Origin of the sequence: Nocardia uniformis NBRC 13702 (assembly GCF_001613345.1) — a bacterium.
GTDB classification, from domain to species: Bacteria; Actinomycetota; Actinomycetes; order Mycobacteriales; family Mycobacteriaceae; genus Nocardia; species Nocardia uniformis.
The window spans coordinates 1-25,965 of record NZ_BDCE01000095.1 but is presented as its reverse complement, the minus strand read 5'-3'; the positions used below and the strand labels follow the sequence as shown (position 1 = coordinate 25,965).

22 protein-coding genes and 1 tRNA gene are annotated in these 25,965 nt (G+C 64.1%); 22 read left to right on the top strand and 1 reads right to left on the bottom strand.

Translation table 11 applies throughout. The annotated features are described in order from the left end of the window. Nucleotides 1-38: 38 nt before the first annotated feature. The 22 genes from NU1_RS34685 (at nt 39) to NU1_RS34580 (ending at nt 25,445) form a co-directional block, all read left to right on the top strand. Nucleotides 39-111 (top strand) — tRNA-Trp (locus NU1_RS34685). A gap of 30 nt (nt 112-141) precedes the next feature. Next, nucleotides 142-531, top strand: a complete 390-nt coding sequence (gene secE / locus NU1_RS34680) for a preprotein translocase subunit SecE (protein ID WP_067528158.1) — start codon at nt 142-144, stop codon at nt 529-531. Nucleotides 532-662: 131 nt separating this feature from the next. Beyond that, entirely contained in the window at nt 663-1,472 is an 810-nt protein-coding gene (gene nusG, locus NU1_RS34675; RefSeq protein WP_067528156.1) for a transcription termination/antitermination protein NusG, read from the top strand. Nucleotides 1,473-1,628: 156 nt separating this feature from the next. Then, on the top strand, nt 1,629-2,063 hold the full coding sequence (rplK, locus tag NU1_RS34670) for a 50S ribosomal protein L11 (protein WP_067528154.1): 435 nt from the start codon (nt 1,629-1,631) through the stop codon (nt 2,061-2,063). A gap of 78 nt (nt 2,064-2,141) precedes the next feature. Beyond that, nucleotides 2,142-2,852 (top strand): 50S ribosomal protein L1, encoded by a 711-nt coding sequence (gene rplA, locus NU1_RS34665; RefSeq protein ID WP_067528153.1) that lies wholly within the window; start codon nt 2,142-2,144, stop codon nt 2,850-2,852. Between the two features lie 162 nt (nt 2,853-3,014). Then, nucleotides 3,015-3,221 carry a hypothetical protein gene (locus NU1_RS34660; protein ID WP_067528151.1) on the top strand — a complete coding sequence of 69 codons (207 nt, stop codon included), beginning with the start codon at nt 3,015-3,017 and terminating at the stop codon, nt 3,219-3,221. Then, nucleotides 3,218-3,631, top strand: a complete 414-nt coding sequence (locus NU1_RS34655; RefSeq protein WP_212762219.1) for a PIN domain nuclease — start codon at nt 3,218-3,220, stop codon at nt 3,629-3,631. The genes NU1_RS34660 and NU1_RS34655 overlap by 4 nt, the downstream gene beginning before the upstream one ends. Before the next feature lie 501 nt (nt 3,632-4,132). Next, on the top strand, nt 4,133-4,702 hold the full coding sequence (rplJ, locus tag NU1_RS34650; protein WP_067528147.1) for a 50S ribosomal protein L10: 570 nt from the start codon (nt 4,133-4,135) through the stop codon (nt 4,700-4,702). Nucleotides 4,703-4,767: 65 nt separating this feature from the next. Continuing rightward, nucleotides 4,768-5,145: a 50S ribosomal protein L7/L12 gene (gene rplL / locus NU1_RS34645; protein WP_067528145.1), complete on the top strand. Its 378-nt coding sequence runs from the start codon at nt 4,768-4,770 to the stop codon at nt 5,143-5,145. 434 nt (nt 5,146-5,579) lie between these two features. Continuing rightward, the gene (locus tag NU1_RS34640; RefSeq protein WP_174565953.1) at nt 5,580-6,635 is read left to right on the top strand and encodes an ABC transporter ATP-binding protein; all 1,056 of its coding nucleotides are present in this window, start codon (nt 5,580-5,582) and stop codon (nt 6,633-6,635) included. A 10-nt stretch (nt 6,636-6,645) separates the two neighbouring features. Then, on the top strand, nt 6,646-7,440 hold the full coding sequence (locus NU1_RS34635) for an MlaE family ABC transporter permease (protein ID WP_067528140.1): 795 nt from the start codon (nt 6,646-6,648) through the stop codon (nt 7,438-7,440). A gap of 3 nt (nt 7,441-7,443) precedes the next feature. After that, nucleotides 7,444-8,310 carry an MlaE family ABC transporter permease gene (locus tag NU1_RS34630; protein ID WP_067528138.1) on the top strand — a complete coding sequence of 289 codons (867 nt, stop codon included), beginning with the start codon at nt 7,444-7,446 and terminating at the stop codon, nt 8,308-8,310. A gap of 70 nt (nt 8,311-8,380) precedes the next feature. After that, nucleotides 8,381-9,733, top strand: a complete 1,353-nt coding sequence (locus tag NU1_RS34625) for an MCE family protein (protein ID WP_067528136.1) — start codon at nt 8,381-8,383, stop codon at nt 9,731-9,733. Then, nucleotides 9,730-10,809, top strand: coding sequence for an MCE family protein (locus tag NU1_RS34620; RefSeq protein WP_157553423.1), 1,080 nt, complete (start codon nt 9,730-9,732; stop codon nt 10,807-10,809). Before NU1_RS34625 ends, NU1_RS34620 begins: the two co-directional genes overlap by 4 nt. Next, nucleotides 10,809-11,819, top strand: a complete 1,011-nt coding sequence (locus NU1_RS34615; protein ID WP_067528134.1) for an MCE family protein — start codon at nt 10,809-10,811, stop codon at nt 11,817-11,819. The genes NU1_RS34620 and NU1_RS34615 overlap by 1 nt, the downstream gene beginning before the upstream one ends. Beyond that, the gene (locus tag NU1_RS34610) at nt 11,819-13,072 is read left to right on the top strand and encodes an MCE family protein (RefSeq protein ID WP_245720449.1); all 1,254 of its coding nucleotides are present in this window, start codon (nt 11,819-11,821) and stop codon (nt 13,070-13,072) included. The genes NU1_RS34615 and NU1_RS34610 overlap by 1 nt, the downstream gene beginning before the upstream one ends. A 101-nt stretch (nt 13,073-13,173) precedes the next feature. Then, nucleotides 13,174-14,424, top strand: coding sequence for an MCE family protein (locus tag NU1_RS34605; protein WP_084522088.1), 1,251 nt, complete (start codon nt 13,174-13,176; stop codon nt 14,422-14,424). Beyond that, a complete protein-coding gene (locus tag NU1_RS34600; protein WP_067528130.1) occupies nt 14,421-15,662 on the top strand; it encodes an MCE family protein in 1,242 nt (413 codons plus the stop codon). Before NU1_RS34605 ends, NU1_RS34600 begins: the two co-directional genes overlap by 4 nt. A gap of 50 nt (nt 15,663-15,712) precedes the next feature. After that, entirely contained in the window at nt 15,713-16,612 is a 900-nt protein-coding gene (locus tag NU1_RS34595) for an Rv1363c family protein (RefSeq protein WP_084522087.1), read from the top strand. 11 nt (nt 16,613-16,623) lie between these two features. Continuing rightward, complete coding sequence (locus tag NU1_RS34590; RefSeq protein WP_067528127.1) at nt 16,624-17,340, top strand: hypothetical protein; 717 nt, start codon at nt 16,624-16,626, stop codon at nt 17,338-17,340. Between the two features lie 524 nt (nt 17,341-17,864). Beyond that, the gene (rpoB, locus tag NU1_RS34585; protein WP_067528177.1) at nt 17,865-21,350 is read left to right on the top strand and encodes a DNA-directed RNA polymerase subunit beta; all 3,486 of its coding nucleotides are present in this window, start codon (nt 17,865-17,867) and stop codon (nt 21,348-21,350) included. Between the two features lie 141 nt (nt 21,351-21,491). Further along, nucleotides 21,492-25,445, top strand: coding sequence for a DNA-directed RNA polymerase subunit beta' (locus NU1_RS34580; RefSeq protein WP_067528125.1), 3,954 nt, complete (start codon nt 21,492-21,494; stop codon nt 25,443-25,445). A 90-nt stretch (nt 25,446-25,535) separates the two neighbouring features. Here the strand turns inward: NU1_RS34580 and NU1_RS34575 are convergent. Continuing rightward, on the bottom strand, nt 25,536-25,965 hold a 430-nt coding region (locus NU1_RS34575; RefSeq protein ID WP_157553419.1), incomplete at its 5' end, for a DUF998 domain-containing protein.

Here is a 25,965-nt window from a genome sequence, read left to right as displayed (position 1 = left end):
ACCAGTGGCTGGATAGCTGTGAATTTCCGTCCAGCCGAAGGGGCGTAGCTCAACTGGCAGAGCAGCGGTCTCCAAAACCGCAGGTTGCAGGTTCAAGTCCTGTCGCCCCTGCCCTAATGCCAGCGACGAGAGAGGATCGACGTGGTCGACGAGCGGGATACTCGCCACGGCGCTGCCGATGAGGGCGACGACACCAATGCGGTGGCTCGCCCGAGCGGCAAGCGTTCCACTCGGCGGACTCGTACGTCGCAGGCGGAGACAACAGGTTCGATCGCAACCGTCGATCGGCCCTCGTTGAAGAAGACGAGCAAGCCGGCCGAGGCCGGGCGTGGCGGTACGGGTAATCCGTTCAAGCGTCTGTTGAAGTTCCTCAAGGAAGTTATCGCGGAACTTCGCAAGGTCATCTGGCCCAACCGCAAGCAGATGGTCACCTATACGAGCGTTGTCCTGGTGTTCGTGATCTTCATGGTCTCGTTCATCGCCGGAGTGGATGTGGCGTTCATCAAGGGTGTCAGCTGGCTGTTCGGCTAACTGACCGTCGACGCCGGGTACCGTCCCGAGGCAGATGGTTCGGCCCGAATGTCTCAGCAGGCGGAGCCATCCGCCGGGTATCGACCCGGCACGCACAGGATGTACGTGACGACACAGGAAGCGAGTGCCCAGTGAGCACCCCGGAGAACGGCACAACCGACGAATTCCAGGTCGACGACACGGTGGAGGCCACCGGCATCGTCGAGGAATCCGCCGACCTCGAGCCGGCCGCGGAAGCTGAGTCCATCGACGCTGAGCCCGCCGACACCGATGAGGTCATCGACACCTCCGTACCCATCGATGCCGAACCCGCCGACCCCGTCGCGGAAATGAAGGCGGCGCTGCGGCGCGCCCCCGGCGACTGGTACGTCGTGCACTCCTACGCCGGTTACGAGAACAAGGTCAAGGCCAATCTCGAAACCCGCGTGCAGAACCTCGGTCTCGAGGAGTACATCTTCCAGGTCGAGGTTCCGACCGAAGAGGTCACCGAGATCAAGAACGGCCAGAAGAAGAACGTCAACCGCAAGGTGCTGCCGGGCTACATCCTGGTGCGTATGGAACTGAATGACGAGTCCTGGGGTGCGGTTCGCAATACCCCCGGTGTCACCGGTTTCGTCGGCGCTACTTCGCGGCCCTCACCGCTGTCCATCGGCGACGTGGTGAAGTTCCTGGTCCCCGCCGCGCAGCAGAAGAAGCCCGCCGCGGCTGCCGCCGGCGCCGGTTCCGCCGCCGCGTCCGGTGAGGGCGTTTCCGCCAAGCCGACCATTGAGGTCGACTTCGAGGTCGGCGAGTCCGTCACCGTGATGGACGGCCCGTTCGCCACCCTCCCGGCCAGCATCTCCGAGGTCAATGCCGAGCAGCAGAAGCTCAAGGTGCTGGTCTCGATCTTCGGCCGCGAGACTCCGGTCGAACTCGGCTTCACTCAAGTCGCCAAGATTTAACGCATCGGGGCGGTGGCCCGGCCGAAATGGGCCGGTGTCACCGCCCTGTTTTCGTTCGCATAGACTTGCGGGCTGTGCCTCGGGCAGTTCTATGCCCGCGGTGCGTCCGGAGCAGGCTTACGGGAATCCGTAAGGAACCTAAACCAAGGAAGAAAGATGCCCCCGAAGAAGAAGAAGGTCTCTGGGCTTATCAAGCTCCAGATCCAGGCCGGTGCCGCTAACCCGGCCCCGCCGGTCGGCCCCGCGCTGGGTCAGCACGGCGTCAACATCATGGAGTTCTGCAAGGCGTACAACGCCGCGACCGAGTCGCAGCGTGGCAACGTCATTCCGGTCGAGATCACGGTCTACGAAGACCGCTCGTTCGACTTCAAGCTGAAGACGCCGCCCGCCGCGCGTCTGCTGCTGAAGGCCGCCGGTGTGCAGAAGGGTTCGGCCGAGCCGCACCGCAACAAGGTCGCGACCGTCACCATGGACCAGGTCCGTGAGATCGCCAAGACCAAGCAGGAAGATCTGAACGCCAACGATATCGACGCCGCGGCGAAGATCATCGCTGGTACCGCCCGTTCGATGGGTATCACCGTCACCGGGTAGTACGAGTCTTCCAGCTCGAGTGGGAGGGACGGCCAGTCCCGGCAACCACTTCTGAACTTACGAACAGGACAGAGAATTATGGCAAAACGAAGCAAGGCTTATCTCGAGGCGGCCGCCAAGGTCGACCGCGACTCGCTCTACGCCCCGCTGGCCGCCGTGCGGCTCGCGAAGGAGACCTCCACCAAGAAGACCGACGCGACCGTCGAGGTTGCCGTCCGTCTCGGTGTCGATCCCCGCAAGGCTGATCAGATGGTCCGTGGCACGGTCAACCTGCCGCACGGCACCGGTAAGACCGCCCGCGTCATCGTGTTCGCCGTCGGCGACAAGGCCGCCGAGGCCGAGGCCGCCGGTGCGGACGCCGTTGGCGCCGAGGACCTGATCGAGCGCATCCAGGGCGGCTGGCTGGAATTCGATGCCGCCATCGCCACCCCGGATCAGATGGCCAAGGTCGGTCGTATCGCTCGTGTGCTGGGCCCGCGTGGCCTGATGCCGAACCCGAAGACCGGCACCGTCACCCCCGATGTGGCGAAGGCTGTCAACGAGATCAAGGGCGGCAAGATCAACTTCCGCGTCGACAAGCAGGCCAACCTGCACTTCGTCATCGGCAAGGCGTCTTTCGACGACAAGAAGCTGGCGGAGAACTACGGCGCTGCCCTCGAAGAGATCCTGCGCGTCAAGCCCTCCACTGCGAAGGGCCGCTACGTCAAGAAGGTGACGTTCTCGACGAACACCGGACCGGGCATCCCGGTGGATCCGAACCGCACCCGCAACTACGCCGAAGAGGACTGACTTCTTCGCGGAACTTGCGTAGCAACGCAATAGCCTGAAGGGCCGGTACGGGAATCCCCGTCCCGGCCCTTCGTGTATTGCCGGTTGAACCCAAAATTGATGTCTGATACCCACAACCTGAGATATCTAGATACACTGGGACTAGATATAGAGGAGGTTGCTATGGCTAAGACCAGCGTGGAAGTGGATCCGACCAAACTAGATCGTGCCAAGGCGATCCTTGGCACCGAAACACTCCGGGACACCATCGACGCCGCACTGCGCGAGGTAATCCGGATCGATTCCGTTCGCAGACTGGTTGATCTGGCAGAAGACGGCGCTTTCGCCGCATTGCTGGAACCGGGAGCGGAGGACCGCCTGTGGGGGTGAGCCGGTTCTTGGTCGACAAGAGCGCACTCGCGCGGCTACATCTGGCACCTGTTCGTGAAGTCCTTGTGCCACTGATGGATCGGGCCCTCGTGCATATCTGCGGGGTGACCGAACTGGAGATGCTGTACTCCGCGCGCAACGGCGATGACCGTGCGCGAATAGAGGAGAATCTCCGCGCCTCGCTGGAATGGGTGGACACACCGGATGACCTGTGGGCACTGACATCGGCGGTGCAATCGGCGCTTACGGACGCCGGGCAGCACCGATGTGCATCCATTGCTGATCTCATCGTTGCGGTTACCGCGCGACACCACGGACTGGCTGTCCTGCATTACGACAACGACTTCGACACCATCGCCGTGCATACCGGCCAGCACTCCCGGTGGGTCGTGCCTGCCGGGACGGTCTAGAGAATTCGTATCGGAAGTAGGAGGGGAATAGTGGACAGCGGGTGGCTCGACAGCCCATACGAGATTGACCTGATCGCGCTAGCTGGTGTGGTTCCGGTTCCTCCGGAGATCCGAGGACTGCCCTGGTCCGTCCTGCGGGACAGTGCATGGGCGCGGCAATGGCGGGAGTCTGTGACCGAGTCGAGGTGACCCCGTTTTGGCAGATGGTGGGGTGTTCCGCTAGTCTGTTGAACGGTCGTCGACGAGTTTGTTCGACTATCACCCCACATCGTTCTACCGAAGACCGTTGGTTGCTGCCGCGAGGCAGGCGAAGGTCCGGCGATATTGCCGGCGGCCCACGCAGGGAGAGCCGAGGTTGGGAAGCATTTCGCGAGTAATCGCCATATGTTTCTTTCACGCCCCGGGACCTCTGCGTCCGGGGCGTTTGCTTTGTCTGCGGGCGTTCTTTCCTCCGGAGTCGGTAGTTCATCGAGAACCGACCATCCAGAGAGGAGGCGAAGTATGGCAAAACCAGAGAAGGTCACCGCGGTTGCGGAGATCGCGGAGCAGTTCCGGTCCTCCACGGCCACAGTTATCACGGAATACCGTGGCCTGTCCGTCGGCAAGATCTCGCAGCTGCGACGCGACCTCGGCGCGGACGCCACTTACTCCGTCGCCAAGAACACCCTGGTCAAGCTGGCTGCCGCTGAGGCGGGCGTCGCTGGCCTGGATGACTTGTTCGTCGGTCCGACCGCTATCACCTTCATCAAGGGTGAGCCGGTCGATGCCGCGAAGGCGCTCAAGGCTTTCGCCAAGGACAACAAGGCGCTGATCATCAAGGGCGGCTACATGGACGGCGTCGCGCTGTCCGTGTCCGAAGTTGAGCGGATCGCCGACCTGGAGTCCCGCGAGGTGCTGCTGGCCAAGCTGGCCGGTGCCATGAAGGGCAACCTGTCGAAGGCCGCGGCGCTGTTCGCCGCGCCCGGCAACCAGGTCGCTCGCCTGCTTGCGGCCCTCGAGGAGAAGAAGGCGAACGAGGGTGGCGCTGCCGCCGCTCCGGCTGCCGACGCTCCCGCGGCCGACGCCGAATAAGTCTCTGCCCCAAAGCTATTTCGTCGCCGCTCGTGCGGTGACGACACCCATCGAAAGGAAACACCATGGCTAACGTCGAAGAGCTGCTCGAAACCTTCAGTGGCATGACCCTGCTCGAGCTGTCCGAGTTCGTGAAGGCGTTCGAGGACAAGTTCGAGGTCACCGCTGCCGCTCCGGTCGCCGTCGCCGCCGCCGGTGGCGCTGCGCCCGTCGAGGCTGCCGAAGAGCAGGACGAGTTCGACGTCGTCCTGGAGTCGGCCGGCGACAAGAAGATCCAGGTCATCAAGGTCGTTCGCGAGATCGTCTCCGGCCTGGGTCTGAAGGAAGCCAAGGACCTGGTCGAGGGCGCCCCGAAGGCGATCCTGGAGAAGGTTGCCAAGGACGCGGCCGACGCCGCCAAGGCCAAGCTCGAAGAGGCCGGCGCCAAGATCACCGTCAAGTAAGAATCCCCCAACTCTCGGGACTTTCAGGGGCTTACGCCCCTGAAACCCCGGGTGGCGGGATCCTCGGGACAGCAAGGGTTCTGCCCCTGAAACCCCGAGGGCGAGTGCGCACGGGCAATGCCGGTGCGACTCGGTCCGACTTGCAGAAAAGAGCGGTCCCCTTGTGGGACCGCTCTTTTCGCGTCTCGGGACTCCGCTCTGCGCGTCTCGGGCAACCGGCAATGACGGGGGCTCGGGCGGCCGAATCGCGGTATTGTCGTCGTGATTACGCCGTGATCGGGGGATGTGAGCGGTTGTTTCTACTCGCGAGTCAGGTCCCGGTGTCCGAGACGGTGCTTATGCGATACAGTGACCCAACCTACTGTGATGCGGCACACCGCGCATTGTTCCGTGTCCCGCAGTAGTGCGCTCGTCGGAGAATTGTGGAGGTAGGCGTGGGCGTCGAGGTCAGGACCGAAGGCATCACCAAGTCGTTCGGCTCGCAGCGAATTTGGCAGGATGTCACCTTGACCCTGCCTACGGGGGAAGTCAGCGCTCTGCTCGGCCCTTCCGGTACTGGTAAATCCGTCTTTTTGAAATCGTTGATCGGTCTGCTGCGCCCGGAGCGCGGCTCGATCTACATCGACGGCACCGACATCACCACGTGCTCCAATAAGGAGCTCTACGAGATCCGCAAACTGTTCGGCGTCCTGTTCCAGGACGGCGCGCTGTTCGGCTCGATGAATCTCTATGACAACGTGGCCTTCCCGCTGCGGGAGCACACGAAGAAGTCCGAGTCCGATATCAAGAAGATCGTTATGGAGAAGCTCGAGCTGACCGGTCTGCTCGGTGCGGAAGGCAAGCTCCCCGGTGAGATCTCCGGTGGTATGCGCAAGCGCGCGGGCCTGGCCCGTGCTCTCGTGCTGGACCCGCAGATCATCCTGGTCGATGAGCCCGACTCCGGTCTGGACCCGGTCCGCACCACGTACCTGTCGCAGCTGCTCATCGATATCAATGCCCAGATCGACGCCACGATTCTGATCGTGACGCACAACATCAACCTGGCCCGCCTCGTGCCCGACAATATCGGCATGCTGTTCCGCCGCCAGCTGGTCATGTTCGGCCCGCGTGAGGTGCTGCTCACTTCGGACGAGCCGGTCGTCAAGCAGTTCCTCAACGGCCGCATGATCGGCCCGATCGGTATGTCCGAGGAGAAGGACGAGACCCAGATGGCGCGCGAGCAAGCGCTCGCCGACGCGGGCCATAACCACGGGACCGAAGAGGTCGAGGGCATCATCCCGCAGATGCGGGCAACTCCCGGTATGCCGGTGCGTCAGGCGGTCCAGCGTCGCCGCGAGCGGGTGCGTCAGATCATGCACACCCTCCCGCATAGCGCGCAGGTGGCCATCCAGGAGTCGCTGGACGCGAACGGTGATGGCGACACGCAGGTAATTCCCGCCTACCAGGGCGCGTTCGACACCACGGTTAGACACGACCTGACTAACGGGTAACATACGCCGGGTGACCAAACCCCTGACACGGCTGCGCACACCGGTCGAGTCGGGTCTTGCTCAGGCTGGCAACATCTTCGCACTCCTTCTCGATGTGGTGCGCAAGACTTTTCGTCGACCCTTCCAGTGGCGGGAGTTCATCGAGCAGTCGTGGTTCATCGCGAGTGTGTCGATACTTCCCGCCGCTCTGGTGGCAATCCCGTTCGGCGCCGTCGTGGCTCTGCAGACCGGCTCGCTCATCAAGCAGCTCGGTGCGGAGTCGTTCACCGGCGCGACGAGTGTGCTCGCAACCGTCCAGCAAGCGGCTCCGGTGGTGACCGCGTTGATCATCGCCGGGGCCGCCGGCTCGGCCGTCGCCGCCGATCTCGGCTCGCGCACCATTCGCGAGGAGATCGACGCGATGGAGGTGCTCGGCATCGATCCCATTCACCGCCTCGTGGTGCCGCGGGTATTGGGCATGATGCTGGTGGCGCTACTGCTCAACGGACTCGTATCGGTGGTCGGTATCGCGGGCGGCTACTTCTTCAATGTGGGTCTGCAGGGCGGTAGCCCGGGCGCGTACCTGGCTTCCTTCTCCGCGCTGGCGCAGCTGCCCGATCTGTGGATCGGTGAGATCAAGGCGGTCATCTTCGGTCTGGTCGCGGGGGTAATCGCCTCGTACAAGGGGTTGCATCCGAAGGGGGGCCCGAAGGGAGTCGGTGAAGCGGTGAATCAATCGGTCGTGATCACATTCCTGGTCCTCTTCTTCCTCAACCTGATTCTGACCCTGATCTATCTTCAGGTCGTCCCGGCCAAGGGCGCCTGATCCATGGTTGTTTCGCAGCGCTCCACCGCAATCAAACGGTCGGCGCGCCGGGTTACCGGTGTGCTGAAAGCCCCCGTGAAGATCATCGATCAAGCGGGCGATCAGATGTCGTTCTATACGCGGGCCATTGCTTGGATTCCGCGTACCGCAGTGCATTACCGCAAGGAGGTCATGCGGCTGCTGGCCGAGGTGACCTTCGGTTCGGGTGCGCTGGCGGTGATCGGCGGCACCATCGGCGTCATTGTCTTCATGTCGGCGTCGGTCGGCGTGGTCGTGGGCCTGCAGGGCTTCAAGGCCCTCGACGCGCTCGGCTCCGGGGTGCTGACCGGCTTCCTGACCGGCTACATCAATACCCGTGAACTCGCGCCCCTCGTTGCGGCACTGGCATTGTCGGCCACGGTCGGCTGTGGCTTCACCGCACAACTGGGTGCCATGCGGATCTCCGAGGAGATCGACGCACTCGAGGTGATGGCGGTGCCGGGCGTGCCATTTCTGGTGAGTACCCGGGTAATCGCTGGATTCCTGGCCGTCATTCCGCTGTATATCGTCGGCCTGCTGGGTACCTACCTGGCGTCGAGATCCATCAGCATCTATTTCAATGGCCAATCCAGCGGCTCATACGACCACTATTTCAGTTTGTTCCTACCACCTGAAGACGTGCTCTATTCGTTCGTCAAAGTGCTGGTATTCGCATTCGTCATCATCCTGGTGCACTGCTACTACGGCTTCACCGCGACCGGCGGTCCGGCCGGTGTCGGCGTGGCCGTGGGGCGCGCGGTGCGCGCCGCCATCGTGCTGGTGAATATTCTCGATTTCTTCCTGTCCCTGGCTATTTGGGGTACGACCACGACGGTGCGGGTGGCCGGATGAGCGGTCAGGGGCCGGAGGCGGCAGCTTGCGTAACCACGCAGGCCCCCCGCTCATCCGGGATGGAGTCAGCATGAATACTGCGCAGCGGGTGCGGTTCTGGCGGTCCACCGAGACGTTGCGCACCCGAACTCTCGGGGTGCTCTTCTTCGTGGTGATGGCGCTGTTCCTGTCCACCACCATCGCCATCTACAACAAGGCGTTCGTCGATGTGGTGAAGGTCGATCTGGTGACCGATACCGTCGGAAACGCCCTGACCCGCAATGCGGATGTGAAGGTTCGCGGTGTCACGGTCGGTGAGGTGCGCTCCAGCGATTTCCGCAATGGCGAGGTGACGCTGCATCTGGCCATCGATCCCGCTCGGGCCGAACGGATCCCGGCCAATGTCACCGCGCGGCTGCTGCCCAAAACCCTCTTCGGTGAGCGCTACGTGGACCTGGTGTGGCCCGCCGATCCCAGCGGTCAACTCACCGAGAATATGACCCTGAGACAGGACACCTCCGGCCATGCCGTCGAGGTGAGCCAGCTACTGGACGATCTGCTGCCGCTGCTGCAGGCGATTCCGCCGCAGTATCTGGCAGCCACCCTCGGCGCGCTGTCGCAGGCCCTGCAGGGCAGGGGCGAGGAACTCGGCCGCACCATCGATCGGCTGGATCAGATCTTCACCGAGGTCAATGTCGAACTGCCGACGCTGCAGGAGGATCTGCGCCGATTCGCCGATGTCGCCGCGACCTACTCCGAGGCCGCACCGCAGCTGGTGTCCGCGCTGGACAATCTGCGCACCACCAATGCCACCATCGTGCAGCAGCGTTCGCAGATCGACACCCTGCTGGCGACGTTGACACCGAGCTCCTCGGCGACCGCGGATTTCCTGATCAATAACCGCGACAACATTATCGACGTGGCCGCCGATTCGCGGCCCGCACTGGAGGCGCTCGCCAAGTTCTCGCCGGGCTACTCCTGCGCGCTGGCGAATTTCGCGCAGATGAAGCCGCGGATCGATGAGATCTTCGGTAAGGGCACCGATCTGCCGGGTTCGCGGGTATCGGTGGAAATCGTCAATCCGCGTGGTCGCTATCTGCCGAACCAGGATGAGCCGCGGTGGTTCGATGAGCGTGGACCGATGTGCATTCCGGAATACCCGTTGGGCGTGGATCCGGGCCAATACACCAATGGCTCCGCCAATGACGGTTCCTACCAGCCGCCGTCGCGGACTCCCGGTGATCAGAACATCGGTTTCATGCCGGAGCCGCAGTACCGTGTATTCGGCCCGTACGCCATGACAACCGCCGGATCGCCCATCGAGCAGCAGACGCTCGGATCGATCTACGGCGCGGCCCACGGTGTTTCGCCGAACCAGGTGCCCACCTGGGTGACCCGTATCGCGGCCCCCGCCTTCCGTGGCAGTGAGGTGAGCGTTCGATGAGAGATCTACTGCACGGGCTCGGCGGCACGCTGACCAAGCTCATCGTCTTCGTAATCGTCACAGTGCTGGCGACCGGTGTCCTGGCGCTGACCATCGCCAACTACACCGGCGGCGGTACCGAGTTCAAGGCCCGCTTCACCGATGTCACCTCGGTCAATCCGGGTGATGAGGTGCGGATCGCCGGTGTGCGGGTCGGCAAGGTCACCGAGGTGGCCATTGTCGACAAGCGGCTCGCCGAGGTGCGGTTCGAACTCAATGACCGCGACTGGCTGCCCGCCTCCACCACCGCGAGCATCAAGTACCGAAATCTGGTGGGGCAGCGCTATATCGCGCTCGAGCAGGGCGCGGGACAGCAGGGTCGCAAAATCACCAAGGGTGCGACCATTCCACTGGAGCGCACCAAGCCCGCGCTGAATCTCACCGAGCTGTTCAATGGTTTCCGGCCGCTGTTCCAGACGCTCACCCCCGATGACGTGAACAAGCTGTCCTACGAGATCATTCAGGTCTTCCAGGGCGAAGCCGGCACCATTCGAAATCTGGTGTCCAGCACCGCCAGCCTCACCAACAAGATCGCCGACAAGGACGCGGTCATCGGTGAGGTGGTGCGGAACCTGAATGCTGTACTGGACGCCATCAATTCGCGCGACGGTCAGCTGGACCAGTTGATCGTCAATACCGAGGCGCTGATCAGCGGACTGAACTCCGAGCGCGGCACCATCGGCCAGGCGGTCAGCTCACTCGGCGATCTGGCCTCGGCCACCGCCGATCTGCTCGTTCCGACCCGGCCGAATCTGCAGGGCTCGATCGCCGGACTGAACCAGCTCACCGGCACCCTCAATGAGCGGCGGGGCGAGGTCGACGAGGGCCTGACCAATCTGCCCATCAAGATGGAAAAGCTCGGCCGGGCAGCGAGTTACGGCTCCTGGTTCCAGTTCTATCTGTGCGGTATCGACCTTGTCGTCGGACCGGGTATCGCGGACGCGCCGCAGCTGAATCTGCCCGCCGATATGCCCACCATCAACCAGCCTGTCTACACGAACCCCGCACCGCGCTGCCATGGGAAGGGAGGCCGCTGATGGACGACCGGACCCTGCTCGGTAAGCGCAGCCCGGCATTCATGGGCGGGCTCGGTCTGGCACTGGTGCTGCTGGTGACCATGACGGCCTTCAGCCTGAATCAATTGCCGATTATCGGCGCGGGCACCAAGTACACCGCGGAGTTCTCCGAGGCCGCGGGCCTGAAGAAGGGCAATGAGGTACGGATCGCGGGCGTCAAGGTCGGGGCCGTACAGAGTGTGCGGCTCGACGGTGACCGGGTGCTGATCGACTTCCGCACCCAGGACGCCTGGATCGGCAATGAGACCACCGCCTCGATTCAGATCAAGACGCTGCTCGGCCAGAAGTATCTGGCGCTGGACCCCAAGGGCTCCGACGCGGCCGATCCGGGGAAGCCGATTCCGCTGTCGCGCACCGTATCTCCCTACGATGTGGTGGACGCGTTCAGCGATGCCGCCGAGCACATCGAGGAAACCGATACCAATCAGCTGGCCGCCTCCATGCGGGTGCTGTCGGAGGCGTTCTCGGCCACCCCGCCGGAGATCCGCGGTTCCATCGACGGTGTCGCGCGGCTCTCAGAATCCATCGCGAAGCGCGATGAGCAGCTGCGCAAGCTGTTCGGCGCGACCAGGCAGACCACCCGGGTGCTCGCCGACCGCAATGCCGAATTCGAACGACTGCTCGCCAGCGGCGGACAGCTGCTGGCCGAACTCAATATCCGGCAGCAGGCCATCTCGCAGCTGCTCAATGGCGCGAAAACCATTGGCGCGGAACTGAGTGCGCTGGTGCACGATAACGAGGCACAAATGGGCGACGCCCTGACGAACCTCAATAAGACCATCGACATTCTCAACGCCCACCAGGCCGATATCTCCAAAACGCTGACGCTGGCCGCACCGTTCTACGGGCTCTACGCCAATGTGCTCGGCACCGGCCGCTGGTTCGACGCGGTGATCACCAACCTGATCCCGCCCGCACTGCCGGATGTACCCGGCTACCGCGAACCGATCCGGCAGCTGGGAGGCAACTGATGGCTCGCGATTTCATGAGCTCGGTGCGCTCCGCCGATTCCAAGCGCGTCGTCGCCGCGATTCTCGCCGGTGTCGTACTACTGGGCGCGGTGGCGTGGTGGGGCTTCGACAGGTTCAACACCACCAGGATCACCGCGTACTTCGACAAGTCCATCGGCATCTACGAGGGTTCCGATGTGCGCATCCTGGGTGTGCCGGTGGGCCGGGTGGCCTCCATCGAACCGATGGGTGAGCAGGTCAAGATCGTCATGAATGTCGACCGCGAATACGATATTCCGGCCGACGCCAAGGCCGCGCAGATCACGCCGTCGGTCGTTTCCGACCGCTACATCCAGCTCGCGCCGGTTTATCGGGGCGGACCGAAGATGGAGCGCAACGCCACCATCCCGAAGGACCGCACCGCCACCCCGGTCGAGGTCGACCGGCTCTACAAGAGCATTACCGAACTCTCGGATGCCCTGGGCCCCAATGGCGCGAACAAGGACGGGGCGCTCAACGAACTCGTACGCACCACCTCCGCCAATCTGGCCGGAAACGGTGAGGCTCTCGCCAACAGCTTTACGCAACTGTCCAAAGCCGCTGCGGTGCTGTCGGATTCACGGACCGACATCTTCGATACGGTGAAAAACCTGCAGCAGTTCGTCACCATGCTGGCCGAGAACGATCAGCAGGTGCGGCAGTTCAATGTGCAACTCGCCGATCTGGCCGGATTCCTCGCCGGTGAGCGTCAAACCCTCGGCGACGCGCTGAGCCTGCTGTCGGTCGCGCTCGGCGATGTGGCGCGGTTCATCGACGACAATCGGGAGCTGGTGCAGTCCAATGCCCACGCCCTGACCCAGCTCACCCAGACCCTCGCCGATCAGCGCGACGATCTGGCCGCGGCGCTACCACTCATTCCGACCGCGCTGAGCAACCTCATCAATGTGCACAACGGTGAGACCGGCACCCTCGATATGCGCCCGAACTTCACCGATTTGCAGGATCCGTTCGGTGTCATCTGCAAGATGCTGGATCTGGGCAAACTGCGGCCGGGCGATCCCAAATTCGATGCCATCACCAGGCAGATGCGCCCGATTCTCGACAACTGCGAGGCCATTACCTCGCAGGTCACCGCGGGCGTGAAGACGCCGTCGCTGATACTGCCGTTCGGCATTCTCAGCGGTGACAACCAGCAGCGCGCACCCCTGCCCGGCACCATGCCGGGTATCCCTTCGGATCAGGCTCCGCCGTCGGAAGGAGATGGACAGCGATGAGCACTCCCACTCACAGTCATTCCGGCGCGCCCGCCCGTCACTCCGGCAGGCCGCCCCGTCATTCCGAGGTGGGCGTGGCACGCCGGGACGGAAAGGCCGGTATGTGGTGGCCCGCGGGCAGGGTCGGTCGGCGAATCGCTGCCATGGCCACCGCCCTCGGCGCGGTCACCCTGCTGGTCACCGGATGCGGCGATGGCGCGTACAGCATTCCGCTGCCCGGCGGCCCGAGTGTCGGTGACAATCCGCTGCATCTCGATATCCGGTTCTCCGATGTACTGGATCTGGTGCCGCAGTCCACCGTGAAGGTCGACGGTATCGCCGTGGGCCGGGTCGACGAGATCACCCTCGCGCCGGATGGCTGGACCGCGAATGTACGGGCCACCGTGCAGAATTCGGTGAACCTGCCCGCCAATGCCCGCGCCGAGGTGCGGCAGTCGAATCTGCTGGGTGAGAAGTTCGTCGAACTGTCGGTGCCCGCGCACGACCCGGATCCGGTGCGGCTGCGGGACAATGCCGTTATCCCGGTCGAGAACACCCGCACCGCCACCGAGGTGGAACAGGTGCTCGGTGCGCTGTCGCTGCTGCTCAATGGTGGTGGCGTGGCGCAGTTGCAGCCCATTGTGGTGGAGCTCAACAAGGCCCTCAAGGGTCGCGAGAGCAAGGTCCGGCATCTGCTGGAGCAGGCCGACACCCTGATCGGCGGCCTGAACCAGCAGGTGGACGACATCACCCGCGCACTCGACGGTCTCAACACACTGAGCAGCCGCCTCGGTCAGCAGACCGAGCAGATTTCCAAGGTGCTCGACGAATTGCCCACCGGCATCCGGATTCTGGAGGAACAGCGGCCGCAGCTGGTCGGTCTGCTCGCCCAGCTGGATCGGGTCGGTCAGGCCGGATTCGATGTGCTGGACAATTCCAAGGACGATCTGATCCGCGACCTCAACTCGCTGCGGCCCACCCTGCAGGCGCTGGGCAACTCGTCCGATGACCTGGTGACCGCGTTCCCGCTGATTCCGACCTACCCGTTCCCGGACGAGTCGATCAAGTCGGCCTTCGGCGGTCAGGTCAACACGTGGCTGTCGGTGGATCTGCAGATCGGCACGCTGCTGTCGAACCTCGGTGTGGGCAAACCGGATCCGGTCTATGTGCCGCCGAAGACCGGTCGTCCCGTGCCGGTCGACGGCAGCAACCCGTACTACAACGGCAATGGTCCGCGGCCGGGCTGGCCCACCGTCTCCCTGCTGCCGCTGCCGCCGACCGTGGTGCGTCCGCAATTGCCTGCCGGACTTCCGATTCCGAACGATCCGCTCGGATCGCTGCTCGATCAGCTGGGAGTGGGTGGTCCGCGATGACCCGTCTGGTGCGCTTCCAGTTGATCTTCTTCGTGGTGATCGCGGTAGTCGGTGTGGTGTTCGTCGGCGCGAAATACGTTCGCCTGGACAATATGTTGGGCTTCGGCCAGTACCACGTACAGGTCCGCGCGGATCAGACCGGCAATATCTCCAAGGGCGCGGAGGTCACCTACCGCGGAGTCCCGGTCGGCCGGGTCGGCAAACTGGAGATCACGCCCGACGGCGTGCTGATCACCCTCGATATGGATTCCGGCGCGCCGAAGGTACCCAGGAACGCCAAGGCCGTGGTGGCCAATCGTTCCGCCATCGGTGAGCAGTACGTCGATCTCATGCCGACCAGCGCGGGTGCTCCCTACCTGGAGGACGGCTCGATCATCGACGGGGCGCAAACCCCGATTCCGGTCGAGACGCTGCTCTCCAGCGTGGACCATTTCGCCAGCACCACCGACCTGGTGGCGCTGTCCACCACCATTACCGAACTGGGCAAGGCCTTCGACGGTAAGGGCGACGACCTACAGATCCTGGTCGATTCGCTGGCGAAGTTCACCGAGACCGGTGTCGAGGCGCTGCCGCAGACGCTGCAATTGATTCGCGACGCCCAGACCGCGCTGACCACCCAGGCCGAGCAGTCCCCGGCCATTCTGCAGTTCAGCGATGGGCTGGATCGGCTGTCGGCGCAGCTGCGCTCCAATGATCCGGATATTCGCCGCCTCATCGGTACCGGTACCGACGCGGGCGATCAGATCGCGAAGCTGTTGCAGGAGAGCGGCGAACCGCTCACCAGGGACCTGGCCAACCTGCGCGTACTGCTGAAGGCCGTCTCGCCGAAGTTCTACGCACTCGGCCCGGTACTGCAGATGTTGCCGCTGCTATCCATCGGCGCATCGGCCACCGCCCCCGGCGATGGCACCACCCACTTCGGGCTGGTGCTGGAAACCAATAACCCCCCGGCCTGCACGGTGGGTTATGAGGGCACCCAGCGCATTCTCGACGAAATGAAGGCGCAGAATCCGGACTTCGACGACACTCGCGACGACTTCCCCTTCAATACCGAGGCCAAGTGCCTTGCGCCGCAGGGGAATCCGTCCGCAGTCCGGGGTGGCGAGCGGGCCGAGTTCGCCGATCCCAGTGTTGCGCAGCCGTGGGACAACAACCCCAAGGTCGATCCCGAGAAACTCAATCTGAACCCGGTCGCCACCCAGCTCGCCACGCTCATGGGCATTACGCCCAAACACTGATGTGCGCCAGCCGAAGCGGTGCCGCGTGAACAGGAAAGTATGGTGTCGGCGTGAGCCAGCAACATGACAGCGATCCCGGCGCGAACCTGGGCGAATCGGCCGATGAGCCGACCGTCGAGGTCGACACCGCGACCTCGCCGACCGCTGATTCACCAGCCCAGGTCGAGTCGGCTGCCGGGGCGACCAAGCCATCGCTGACCAAGGACCCATCGCTGACCAAGGACACTGACTCCTCGTCATCCCGGCGTGCTTCTGGCCGGGATCCACACCCCGAAGCAACTGAGCCCACCGCGGTGGATTCCGGCCGAAAACAAGCCGGAATGACGGCGGGCCAGCCGGTGCCTGGGGACCAGTCGGGCGACACCGGTGCAGACAAGCACAAGGCCGTGACACTGGCGTCGATCGCCCTGTTGGTGGTCGCCGCCGTCGCGGCAGTGTTCTTCGGGAGCACCTGGATCGTCGGCGGACTCATGCAGGACCGCCCACGCGCCCAGGCCCGTGACTCCGCGCTCAGCGACGCCCAGCAGGCCGCCGTGAACCTGATGTCCTTCGATCCCGATGATGTGGACGGCTCGATCCAGAACATGATCTCCTCCACTACGGGCGAGCTCCGCAAGGAGCAGACCAAGGATCTGGACTCGCTGAAGGCCCAGGTCTCCGAAGCGAAGACGCGCATGCAGTCCGTTGTCGAGGGCGCGACCATCACCTCGCTCAATAGCGAACTCGACCACGCCTCGGCCTTCGTGGTGCTGCGGATTACCCGCGCCTGGCCCGGCGGGCAGCCTGCCACCTTCCGACAACTGTGGAGCCTCGACCTGGTGCAGGAGGGCGACACCTGGAAGGCCGAGCAGGCACAGAATCTCGGCGAACCGGTCTCGCTCGATACCGGCGCGGTGCCCGCCACCGATCCCGCCACCGAGCCGAGCGCACCCGCGCAGCCGGGCCGATAGGAGGCAGGGAAATGGCCAATAAGCGACCCGCCGTCAACCGCGTAACCCCCAAGCGCCGCCCCGCGGCCCAGCGCAGCTCCGGCGCCCGGACCACTGCCGCCGATGTGCGCGGGCAGGCCGACCGCGGGACCTCCGACACTGCTCGCTCGAGCTCCACCGCCCGCCCGCGGGTCGGCCTGTCGAAGGAACGTCCGGCGGCGAGCCGACCCCAGCGCCAGCCCGCGGCCCGCGGTGCCTGGTGGAAGACCTGGCGCACCGCCATTATCTGCGGTATCGCCGCGGCGGTACTCGGCGCGTTCGCCGTGGTCGCCGCCTTCCGTCCCGGCGTCGACGACAGCAATCTGGCCTACGTCGACAATAAATCGACCACCGAGGTGAAGGCCGCCGCCAGTAATGCCCTGTCGACGCTCTACGGCTACCGGGCCGCGGAGATCGACACGTGGAAGGACGCCGTCGGTGCCGTCCTGACCGACGACATGCGCGCGGACCTCGAGAAGTACATCGACACCACGGTCGACACGATCAAGCAGGCGCAGACCGATACCGAGGTCACGACCGACCCGATCGGTGTGACTTTGCTCACTGATGATCGGGCGGAGCTGCTCGTCGACCTCAATGTCGTTGCCGTCAAGGATGGCTCGCCGCAGCCGCTCGCCTCCGGTCCGGTGGTGCTGCGGATGCAAAAGGTGGACGGTCGCTGGCTGGCCGCCGAGATCGCCGACAACTGATCGGTCAAGGCGTTTTACGCCCCTGGTGGGAAGCCCTTTTTCGGTGATCCGCCAGCGCGACAAACGATCTCGCGCCACGCGCAGGCCCTGCCGCACTTGACGAGTTTCGTCCGACGCGTCACGCTATTCACAACAGCGGCAGCTGTCACAGGGGCAAACCCCCATCGGTGACCCGGCAATCGCAGCCAGCGGACGACGGGACTCCCGGGGCGTTTTTTGTGGCCGAAGCTCATCTTCGGCCCAACCAATCGCCTTCGTGTTTGTGCAGTGCGCCACAGAAAACGGGCTCGGCGCGTTAGCCGCCCGCCATCCTTCATGGGTGGTACTTTGACACCCCCGTGGGTTGGGTGTAGTTTTGGACGTTGCGCTGGCTGCCTCCTGTCCATCCCTTGTTCGCATCGACGAAAGTTCCACCTTCCGGTGTTACTTCCGCTGGTTGCTGTTCGGGTTTCGTTCGGGTGGGGTCCAGCGGAATTCGTAGCAGACAAGCGACGGTCGCGGACCACCACGCGATCGCGCGTGAGGTGCTGGAAGGACGCATCTTGGCAGTCTCCACCCAGACCAAGGCCGGTATTCCCGGAGCCCCGAAGCGGGTGTCTTTCGCGAAGATTCGTGAACCCCTGGAGGTTCCCGGTCTTCTCGATCTACAAACCGACTCGTTCAACTGGCTGATCGGTTCACCGGATTGGCGGGAGCGCGCTACGGCGCGCGGCGACGTCAATCCGTTCGGTGGGCTCGAGGAGGTGCTCGAGGAGCTCTCGCCGATCGAGGACTTCTCCGGTTCCATGTCGTTGTCCTTCTCCGATCCTCGTTTCGAGGAGCACAAAGCCTCGATCGAGGAGTGCAAGGACAAGGACATGACCTACGCGGCGCCACTGTTCGTGACCGCGGAGTTCATCAACAACAACACCGGTGAGATCAAGTCTCAGACGGTCTTCATGGGTGATTTCCCGATGATGACCGATAAGGGCACCTTCATCATCAACGGCACCGAGCGCGTCGTCGTATCGCAGCTCGTCCGTTCGCCGGGCGTCTACTTCGACGACAGCATCGACAAGAGCACCGAGAAGACGCTGCATTCCGTGCGCGTCATCCCGTCTCGTGGCGCATGGCTCGAGTTCGACGTCGACAAGCGCGACACTGTCGGTGTGCGTATCGACCGCAAGCGTCGGCAGCCGGTCACCGTGCTGCTCAAGGCGCTGGGCCTGACGACCGAGGAGATCACCGAGCGTTTCGGTTTCTCCGAGATCATGATGTCGACCCTGGAGAAGGACAGCACGCCGGGGCAGGACGAGGCGCTGCTCGATATCTACCGCAAGCTGCGCCCGGGCGAGCCGCCGACCAAGGAGTCCGCGCAGACCCTGCTGGAGAACCTGTTCTTCAAGGAGAAGCGCTACGACCTGGCTCGCGTCGGCCGCTACAAGGTCAACAAGAAGCTGGGCCTGAACCTGGACAAGCCGGTTGTCGGTTCGGTGCTGACCAAGGAAGACATCGTCACGACGATCGAATACCTGGTCCGCCTGCACCAGGGCGATCGCATGATGACCGCCCCCGGCGGCCGTGAGGTCCCGGTCGACGTCGACGATATCGATCACTTCGGTAACCGTCGTCTGCGTACCGTCGGCGAGCTGATCCAGAACCAGATCCGCGTCGGTCTCTCGCGTATGGAGCGTGTCGTGCGTGAGCGCATGACCACCCAGGACGTCGAGGCCATTACGCCGCAGACCCTGATCAACATCCGCCCCGTGGTGGCCGCGATCAAGGAGTTCTTCGGAACGTCGCAGCTGTCGCAGTTCATGGACCAGAACAACCCGCTGTCGGGTCTGACCCACAAGCGCCGCCTGTCGGCGCTGGGCCCGGGTGGTCTGTCCCGTGAGCGCGCCGGTCTGGAAGTTCGTGACGTTCACCCGTCGCACTACGGCCGCATGTGCCCGATCGAGACCCCGGAAGGCCCGAACATCGGCCTGATCGGTTCGCTGTCGGTGTACGCCCGGGTCAACCCGTTCGGCTTCATCGAAACCCCGTACCGCAAGGTCGTCGACGGCAAGGTCACCGACGAGGTCAAGTACCTCACCGCTGACGAAGAGGACCGGCACGTCCGGGCCCAGGCCAACTCGCCGGTCGACCGGGACGGCAACTTCCTCGAGACCAAGGTGCTCGCGCGCCACGGCAACGAGGAGATGGAGTACGTCCAGCCCGCGGATGTCGACTACATGGACGTCTCGCCGCGCCAGATGGTGTCGGTCGCGACCGCCATGATCCCGTTCCTCGAGCACGACGATGCCAACCGTGCCCTCATGGGCGCGAATATGCAGCGTCAGGCCGTGCCGCTGATCCGTTCCGAGTCGCCGCTGGTCGGCACCGGTATGGAACTGCGTGCCGCGGTCGATGCCGGCGACGTGGTCGTGAACGAGAAGCCCGGTGTGGTGGAAGAGGTCTCGGCCGACTTCATCACCGTCATGCACGACGACGGCACCCGCCGCTCGTACCGCCTGCGTAAGTTCGAGCGCTCCAACCAGGGCACCTGCGCCAACCAGCGTCCGATCGTGGACGAGGGCGTGCGGGTCGAGAAGGGCCATGTGCTCGCCGACGGCCCCTGCACCGAAAACGGTGAGATGGCGCTCGGCAAGAACCTGCTCGTGGCGATCATGCCGTGGGAGGGCCACAACTACGAGGACGCGATCATCCTGTCGCAGCGCCTCGTCGAAGAGGACGTGCTCACCTCGATTCACATCGAAGAGCACGAAATCGACGCGCGCGACACCAAGCTGGGCGCGGAGGAGATCACCCGGGATATCCCGAACGTCTCCGACGAGGTCCTGGCGGATCTGGATGAGCGCGGCATCGTGCGCATCGGTGCCGAGGTTCGTGACGGCGACATCCTGGTCGGCAAGGTCACCCCGAAGGGTGAGACCGAGCTGACCCCGGAAGAGCGCCTGCTGCGCGCCATCTTCGGTGAGAAGGCGCGCGAAGTGCGCGACACCTCGCTGAAGGTGCCGCACGGTGAGTCCGGCAAGGTCATCGGCGTCCGCGTGTTCTCGCGCGAGGACGACGACGATCTGCCCCCCGGCGTCAACGAGCTGGTCCGCGTGTACGTGGCGCAGAAGCGCAAGATCCAGGACGGCGACAAGCTCGCCGGCCGCCACGGCAACAAGGGTGTTATCGGCAAGATCCTCCCGCAGGAGGACATGCCGTTCCTGCCGGACGGAACCCCGGTCGACATCATCCTGAACACCCACGGCGTGCCGCGTCGTATGAACATCGGTCAGGTGCTGGAAACACACCTCGGCTATATCGCCAAGACCGGCTGGCAGGTCGAGGGTTCACCCGAGTGGGCCAAGAACCTGCCGGAGGAAATGCTCGGTCAGCCCGGTGGCACGAATATCGCCACCCCGGTGTTCGACGGTGCGCGCGAGGAGGAGCTGACGGGTCTGCTGACCTCGACGCTGCCGAACCGCGACAACGAGAAGATGATCGACGACAACGGTAAGGCGGTGCTGCTCGACGGACGTTCCGGTGAGCCGTTCCCGTACCCGGTCTCCGTCGGCTACATGTACATCCTGAAGCTGCACCACCTGGTCGACGACAAGATCCACGCGCGTTCGACCGGTCCGTACTCGATGATCACGCAGCAGCCGCTGGGTGGTAAGGCGCAGTTCGGTGGTCAGCGATTCGGTGAGATGGAGTGCTGGGCCATGCAGGCCTACGGCGCTGCGTACACCCTGCAGGAGCTCCTCACCATCAAGTCCGATGACGTTGTCGGCCGCGTGAAGGTGTACGAGGCGATCGTCAAGGGCGAGAACATTCCGGAGCCTGGTATTCCGGAGTCGTTCAAGGTTCTGCTCAAGGAACTCCAGTCGCTGTGCCTGAACGTCGAGGTGCTGTCCTCGGACGGTGCCGCGATCGAAATGCGCGACGGTGACGACGAAGACCTGGAGCGGGCCGCGGCGAACCTGGGTATCAACCTGTCCCGCAACGAGGCTGCGACGGTCGACGACCTGGCGCAGTAAGAGCGATCGGTCCGGGAGCGCTTTCCGGCTTTCGAAAAGCGCTCCCGGGCAGACCCTTTCGAGCGACCTGCAAGCAGTCGCTACGAGCGGATTTAGAGAACTTTTGCTCATACTCAACCCGAACAGGGGAAAGGAAGTTACGTGCTAGACGTCAACTTCTTCGATGAACTCCGGATCGGCCTGGCCTCCGCGGAAGACATTCGAAACTGGTCTTTCGGTGAGGTGAAGAAGCCGGAGACCATCAACTACCGCACGCTCAAGCCGGAGAAGGATGGCTTGTTCTGCGAGAAGATCTTCGGTCCCACCCGGGACTGGGAGTGCTACTGCGGCAAGTACAAGCGCGTGCGCTTCAAGGGCATCATCTGTGAGCGCTGTGGCGTCGAGGTGACCCGCGCCAAGGTGCGTCGTGAGCGGATGGGCCATATCGAACTGGCTGCTCCGGTTACCCACATCTGGTACTTCAAGGGCGTGCCCTCACGTCTGGGCTATCTGCTCGACCTGGCGCCGAAGGATCTCGAGAAGATCATCTACTTCGCCGCCTACGTGATCGTCGGTGTCGATGAGGAACTGCGGCACAACGAACTCTCCACCCTCGAGGCGGAGATGGAGGTCGAGAAGAAGGGTGTCGCCGATCAGCGCGACGCCGATCTCGAGGCCCGCGCGCAGAAGCTCGAAGCCGATATCGCCGAGCTGGAGGCCGAGGGCGCCAAGTCCGACGTCCGCCGCAAGGTGAAGGACGGCGGCGAGCGCGAAATGCGTCAGCTGCGTGACCGCGCTCAGCGTGAGCTGGACCGGCTCGACGAGATCTGGACCACCTTCACCAAGCTGTCGCTGAAGCAGCTGATCGTGGACGAGATGCTCTACCGCGAGCTGCAGGACCGCTACGGCGAGTACTTCACCGGCGCCATGGGTGCGGAAGCCATTCAGAAGCTGATGGAGCAGTTCGACATCCCGGCCGAGGCCGAGAACCTGCGCGAGACCATTCGTACGGGTAAGGGCCAGAAGAAGCTTCGCGCGCTGAAGCGTCTGAAGGTTGTGGCCGCGTTCCAGATGAACGGCAACTCGCCGATGGGCATGGTCCTCGACGCCGTTCCGGTGATCCCGCCGGAGCTGCGCCCGATGGTCCAGCTCGACGGTGGCCGTTTCGCCACCTCGGACCTGAACGACCTGTACCGCCGCGTCATCAACCGCAACAACCGTTTGAAGCGACTGATCGATCTGGGTGCGCCCGAGATCATCGTGAACAACGAGAAGCGCATGCTGCAGGAGTCGGTGGACGCGCTGTTCGACAACGGCCGTCGTGGCCGTCCGGTCACCGGTCCGGGTAACCGCCCGCTGAAGTCCCTGAGCGATCTGCTCAAGGGCAAGCAGGGTCGTTTCCGTCAGAACCTGCTCGGTAAGCGCGTCGACTACTCGGGCCGTTCGGTCATCGTGGTCGGTCCGCAGCTGAAGCTGCACCAGTGTGGTCTGCCGAAGCTGATGGCGCTCGAGCTGTTCAAGCCGTTCGTCATGAAGCGTCTGGTCGATCTCAACCACGCGCAGAACATCAAGTCCGCCAAGCGAATGGTCGAGCGTCAGCGTCCCCAGGTGTGGGATGTCCTCGAAGAGGTCATCTCCGAGCACCCGGTGCTGCTGAACCGCGCGCCCACCCTGCACCGCCTGGGTATCCAGGCCTTCGAGCCCCTGCTGGTCGAAGGTAAGGCCATCCAGCTGCACCCGCTCGTGTGTGAGGCGTTCAACGCCGACTTCGACGGTGACCAGATGGCCGTGCACCTGCCGCTGTCCGCGGAGGCGCAGGCCGAGGCGCGCATCCTGATGCTGTCCTCGAACAACATCCTGTCGCCCGCCTCGGGTCGTCCGCTCGCCATGCCGCGTCTGGACATGGTGACGGGTCTGTACTTCCTGACTCGCGCGGATGACAACGCGATCGGCCAGTACCGGCCGGCCACCAAGGATTCGCCCGAGTTCGGTGTCTACTCTTCGCCTTCCGAGGCGCAGATGGCCGTCGACCGCGGTGAGCTGACCGTGCGTTCGATGATCAAGGTGCGACTGACCACGCAGCGTCCCCCCAAGGACGTCGAGGCCGACCTGTTCCCGAACGGCTGGCAGCGTGGCGACGCGTGGACCACCAAAACCACGCTGGGTCGCGTTATCTTCAACGATCTGCTCCCGGCGGACTACGCGTTCATCGACGAGCCGATGCCGAAGAAGCGTCAGGCGGCGATCATCAATGATCTCGCCGAGCGCTACCCGATGATCGTGGTCGCGCAGACGGTCGACAAGCTGAAGGACTCGGGCTTCTACTGGGCCACGCGTTCCGGCGTCACCGTCGCCATGTCGGACGTGCTCGTTCCGCCGGAGAAGGCGGAGATCATGGAGCGCTACGAGGCGCAGTCCGATCAGATCGAGAAGAAGTACCAGCGCGGTGCGCTGGACCACCAGGAGCGCAACAACGCCCTGGTCAAGATCTGGCAGGAAGCGACCGAAGAGGTCGGCCGCGCGCTGCGTTCGCACTACCCCGCCGACAACCCGATCATTACGATCGTCGACTCGGGCGCGACCGGTAACTTCACCCAGACTCGTACCCTCGCCGGTATGAAGGGTCTGGTTACCAACCCGAAGGGTGAGTTCATTCCTCGACCCATCAAGTCCTCGTTCCGCGAGGGCCTGACGGTTCTGGAGTACTTCATCAACACCCACGGTGCGCGTAAGGGTCTGGCCGACACCGCACTTCGTACCGCCGACTCGGGTTACCTGACTCGTCGTCTGGTGGACGTGTCGCAGGACGTCATCGTTCGCGAGACCGACTGTGGCACCGAGCGCGGCATCGTGGTGCCGATCGCGGAGAAGCAGCCCGATGGCTCGCTCATCCGGGACGCGCACGTGGAGACCAGCACCTACGCTCGTACGCTGGCCACCGACGCGCTCGACGCCAAGGGCAATGTCGTTATCGAGAAGGGTCACGATCTCGGCGACCCGGCTCTGGACGCACTGCTCGAGGCCGGTATCACCGAGGTGAAGGTCCGCTCCGTGCTGACCTGCACCACCGGTACCGGCGTGTGTGCCACCTGCTACGGCCGCTCGATGGCGACCGGCAAGCTGGTCGATATCGGTGAGGCCGTCGGTATTGTCGCCGCGCAGTCCATCGGTGAGCCCGGTACCCAGCTGACCATGCGTACCTTCCACCAGGGTGGTGTCGCGGGTGACGACATCACGGGTGGTCTGCCCCGAGTTCAGGAGCTCTTCGAGGCTCGTGTTCCCAAGGGCAAGGCCCCCATCGCCGAGGTGTCGGGTCGCGTGCGACTGGAAGACGACGATCGTTTCTACAAGATCACCGTCATTCCGGACGACGGCTCCGACGAGGTGCTCTACGACAAGCTCTCGAAGCGTCAGCGTCTGCGGGTGTTCAAGCACGAGGACGGCTCCGAGCGTCTGCTCACCGACGGCGATCATGTGGAGGTCGGCCAGCAGCTGCTGGAGGGCTCCGCGGATCCGCACGAGGTGCTGCGCGTAATGGGCCCCCGTCAGGTGCAGATCCACCTGGTCCACGAGGTCCAGGAGGTCTACCGCTCGCAGGGTGTGTCGATCCACGACAAGCACATCGAGGTCATCGTTCGCCAGATGCTGCGTCGCGTCACCATTATCGATTCGGGTGCCACCGAGTTCCTGCCCGGTTCGCTCGTCGAGCGCGCCGAGTTCGAGAACTCGAACCGCCGCGTGGTCGCTGAGGGTGCCGAGCCGGCTTCGGGTCGTCCGGTCCTCATGGGTATCACCAAGGCGTCGCTCGCGACCGATTCGTGGCTGTCGGCGGCCTCCTTCCAGGAGACCACCCGCGTGCTCACGGACGCCGCGATCAACTGCCGCTCCGACAAGCTGATCGGCTTGAAGGAGAACGTGATCATCGGCAAGCTGATCCCCGCCGGTACCGGTATCAACCGCTACCGCAATATCCAGGTCCAGCCCACCGAGGAGGCCCGTCAGGCCGCGTACGCGGTGCCGTCCTACGACGACACCTACTACACCCCGGACGGTTTCGGCACCACCACCGGTGCTGCCGTGCCACTGGACGACTACGGCTTCAGCGACTACCGCTGAGTTATAGTCTCGCAACAGCATTCGGCCCCCGCTCCGATTTCGGAGCGGGGGCCGTTTCGCGTCGGACGAGGCTTATGGCGGTGGGACCCGTCAGGCGGGGTCGCGAGTCTCGCGCAGGACCTGAACCGACAGCAGGATCATCCACGCGGCACCGACACCGGCCGAGATCCACAGCGGGACGAAGTTGTAGTAGCCCTCGGCGTCCTTCGCGCCCGCCGAGGTCACGGCACCCAACCCGAGGTAGACGATCAGCGTCACGACCGTGAGCACGGCCAGGCCGGACCGCCCCGTCTTACGCCAGCGCCAGGCGAACACGACCAGCGCGCCGACGAATCCGACAGCGCCGATCACCGGAGCGATCGCGTGCAGCATTCCGTGCCAGCTCAGCGAGTCGGGTTCCAGCGCGGGAGCCCCGGCCGGGAATCCGAAGGCTGGATCGGCGACGAATACTCCGCCCGCAATCAGCGCCACCCCATTGAGAGCCAGCCACCGCGGTCCCCATACGCCCCCGGGTTGCCTC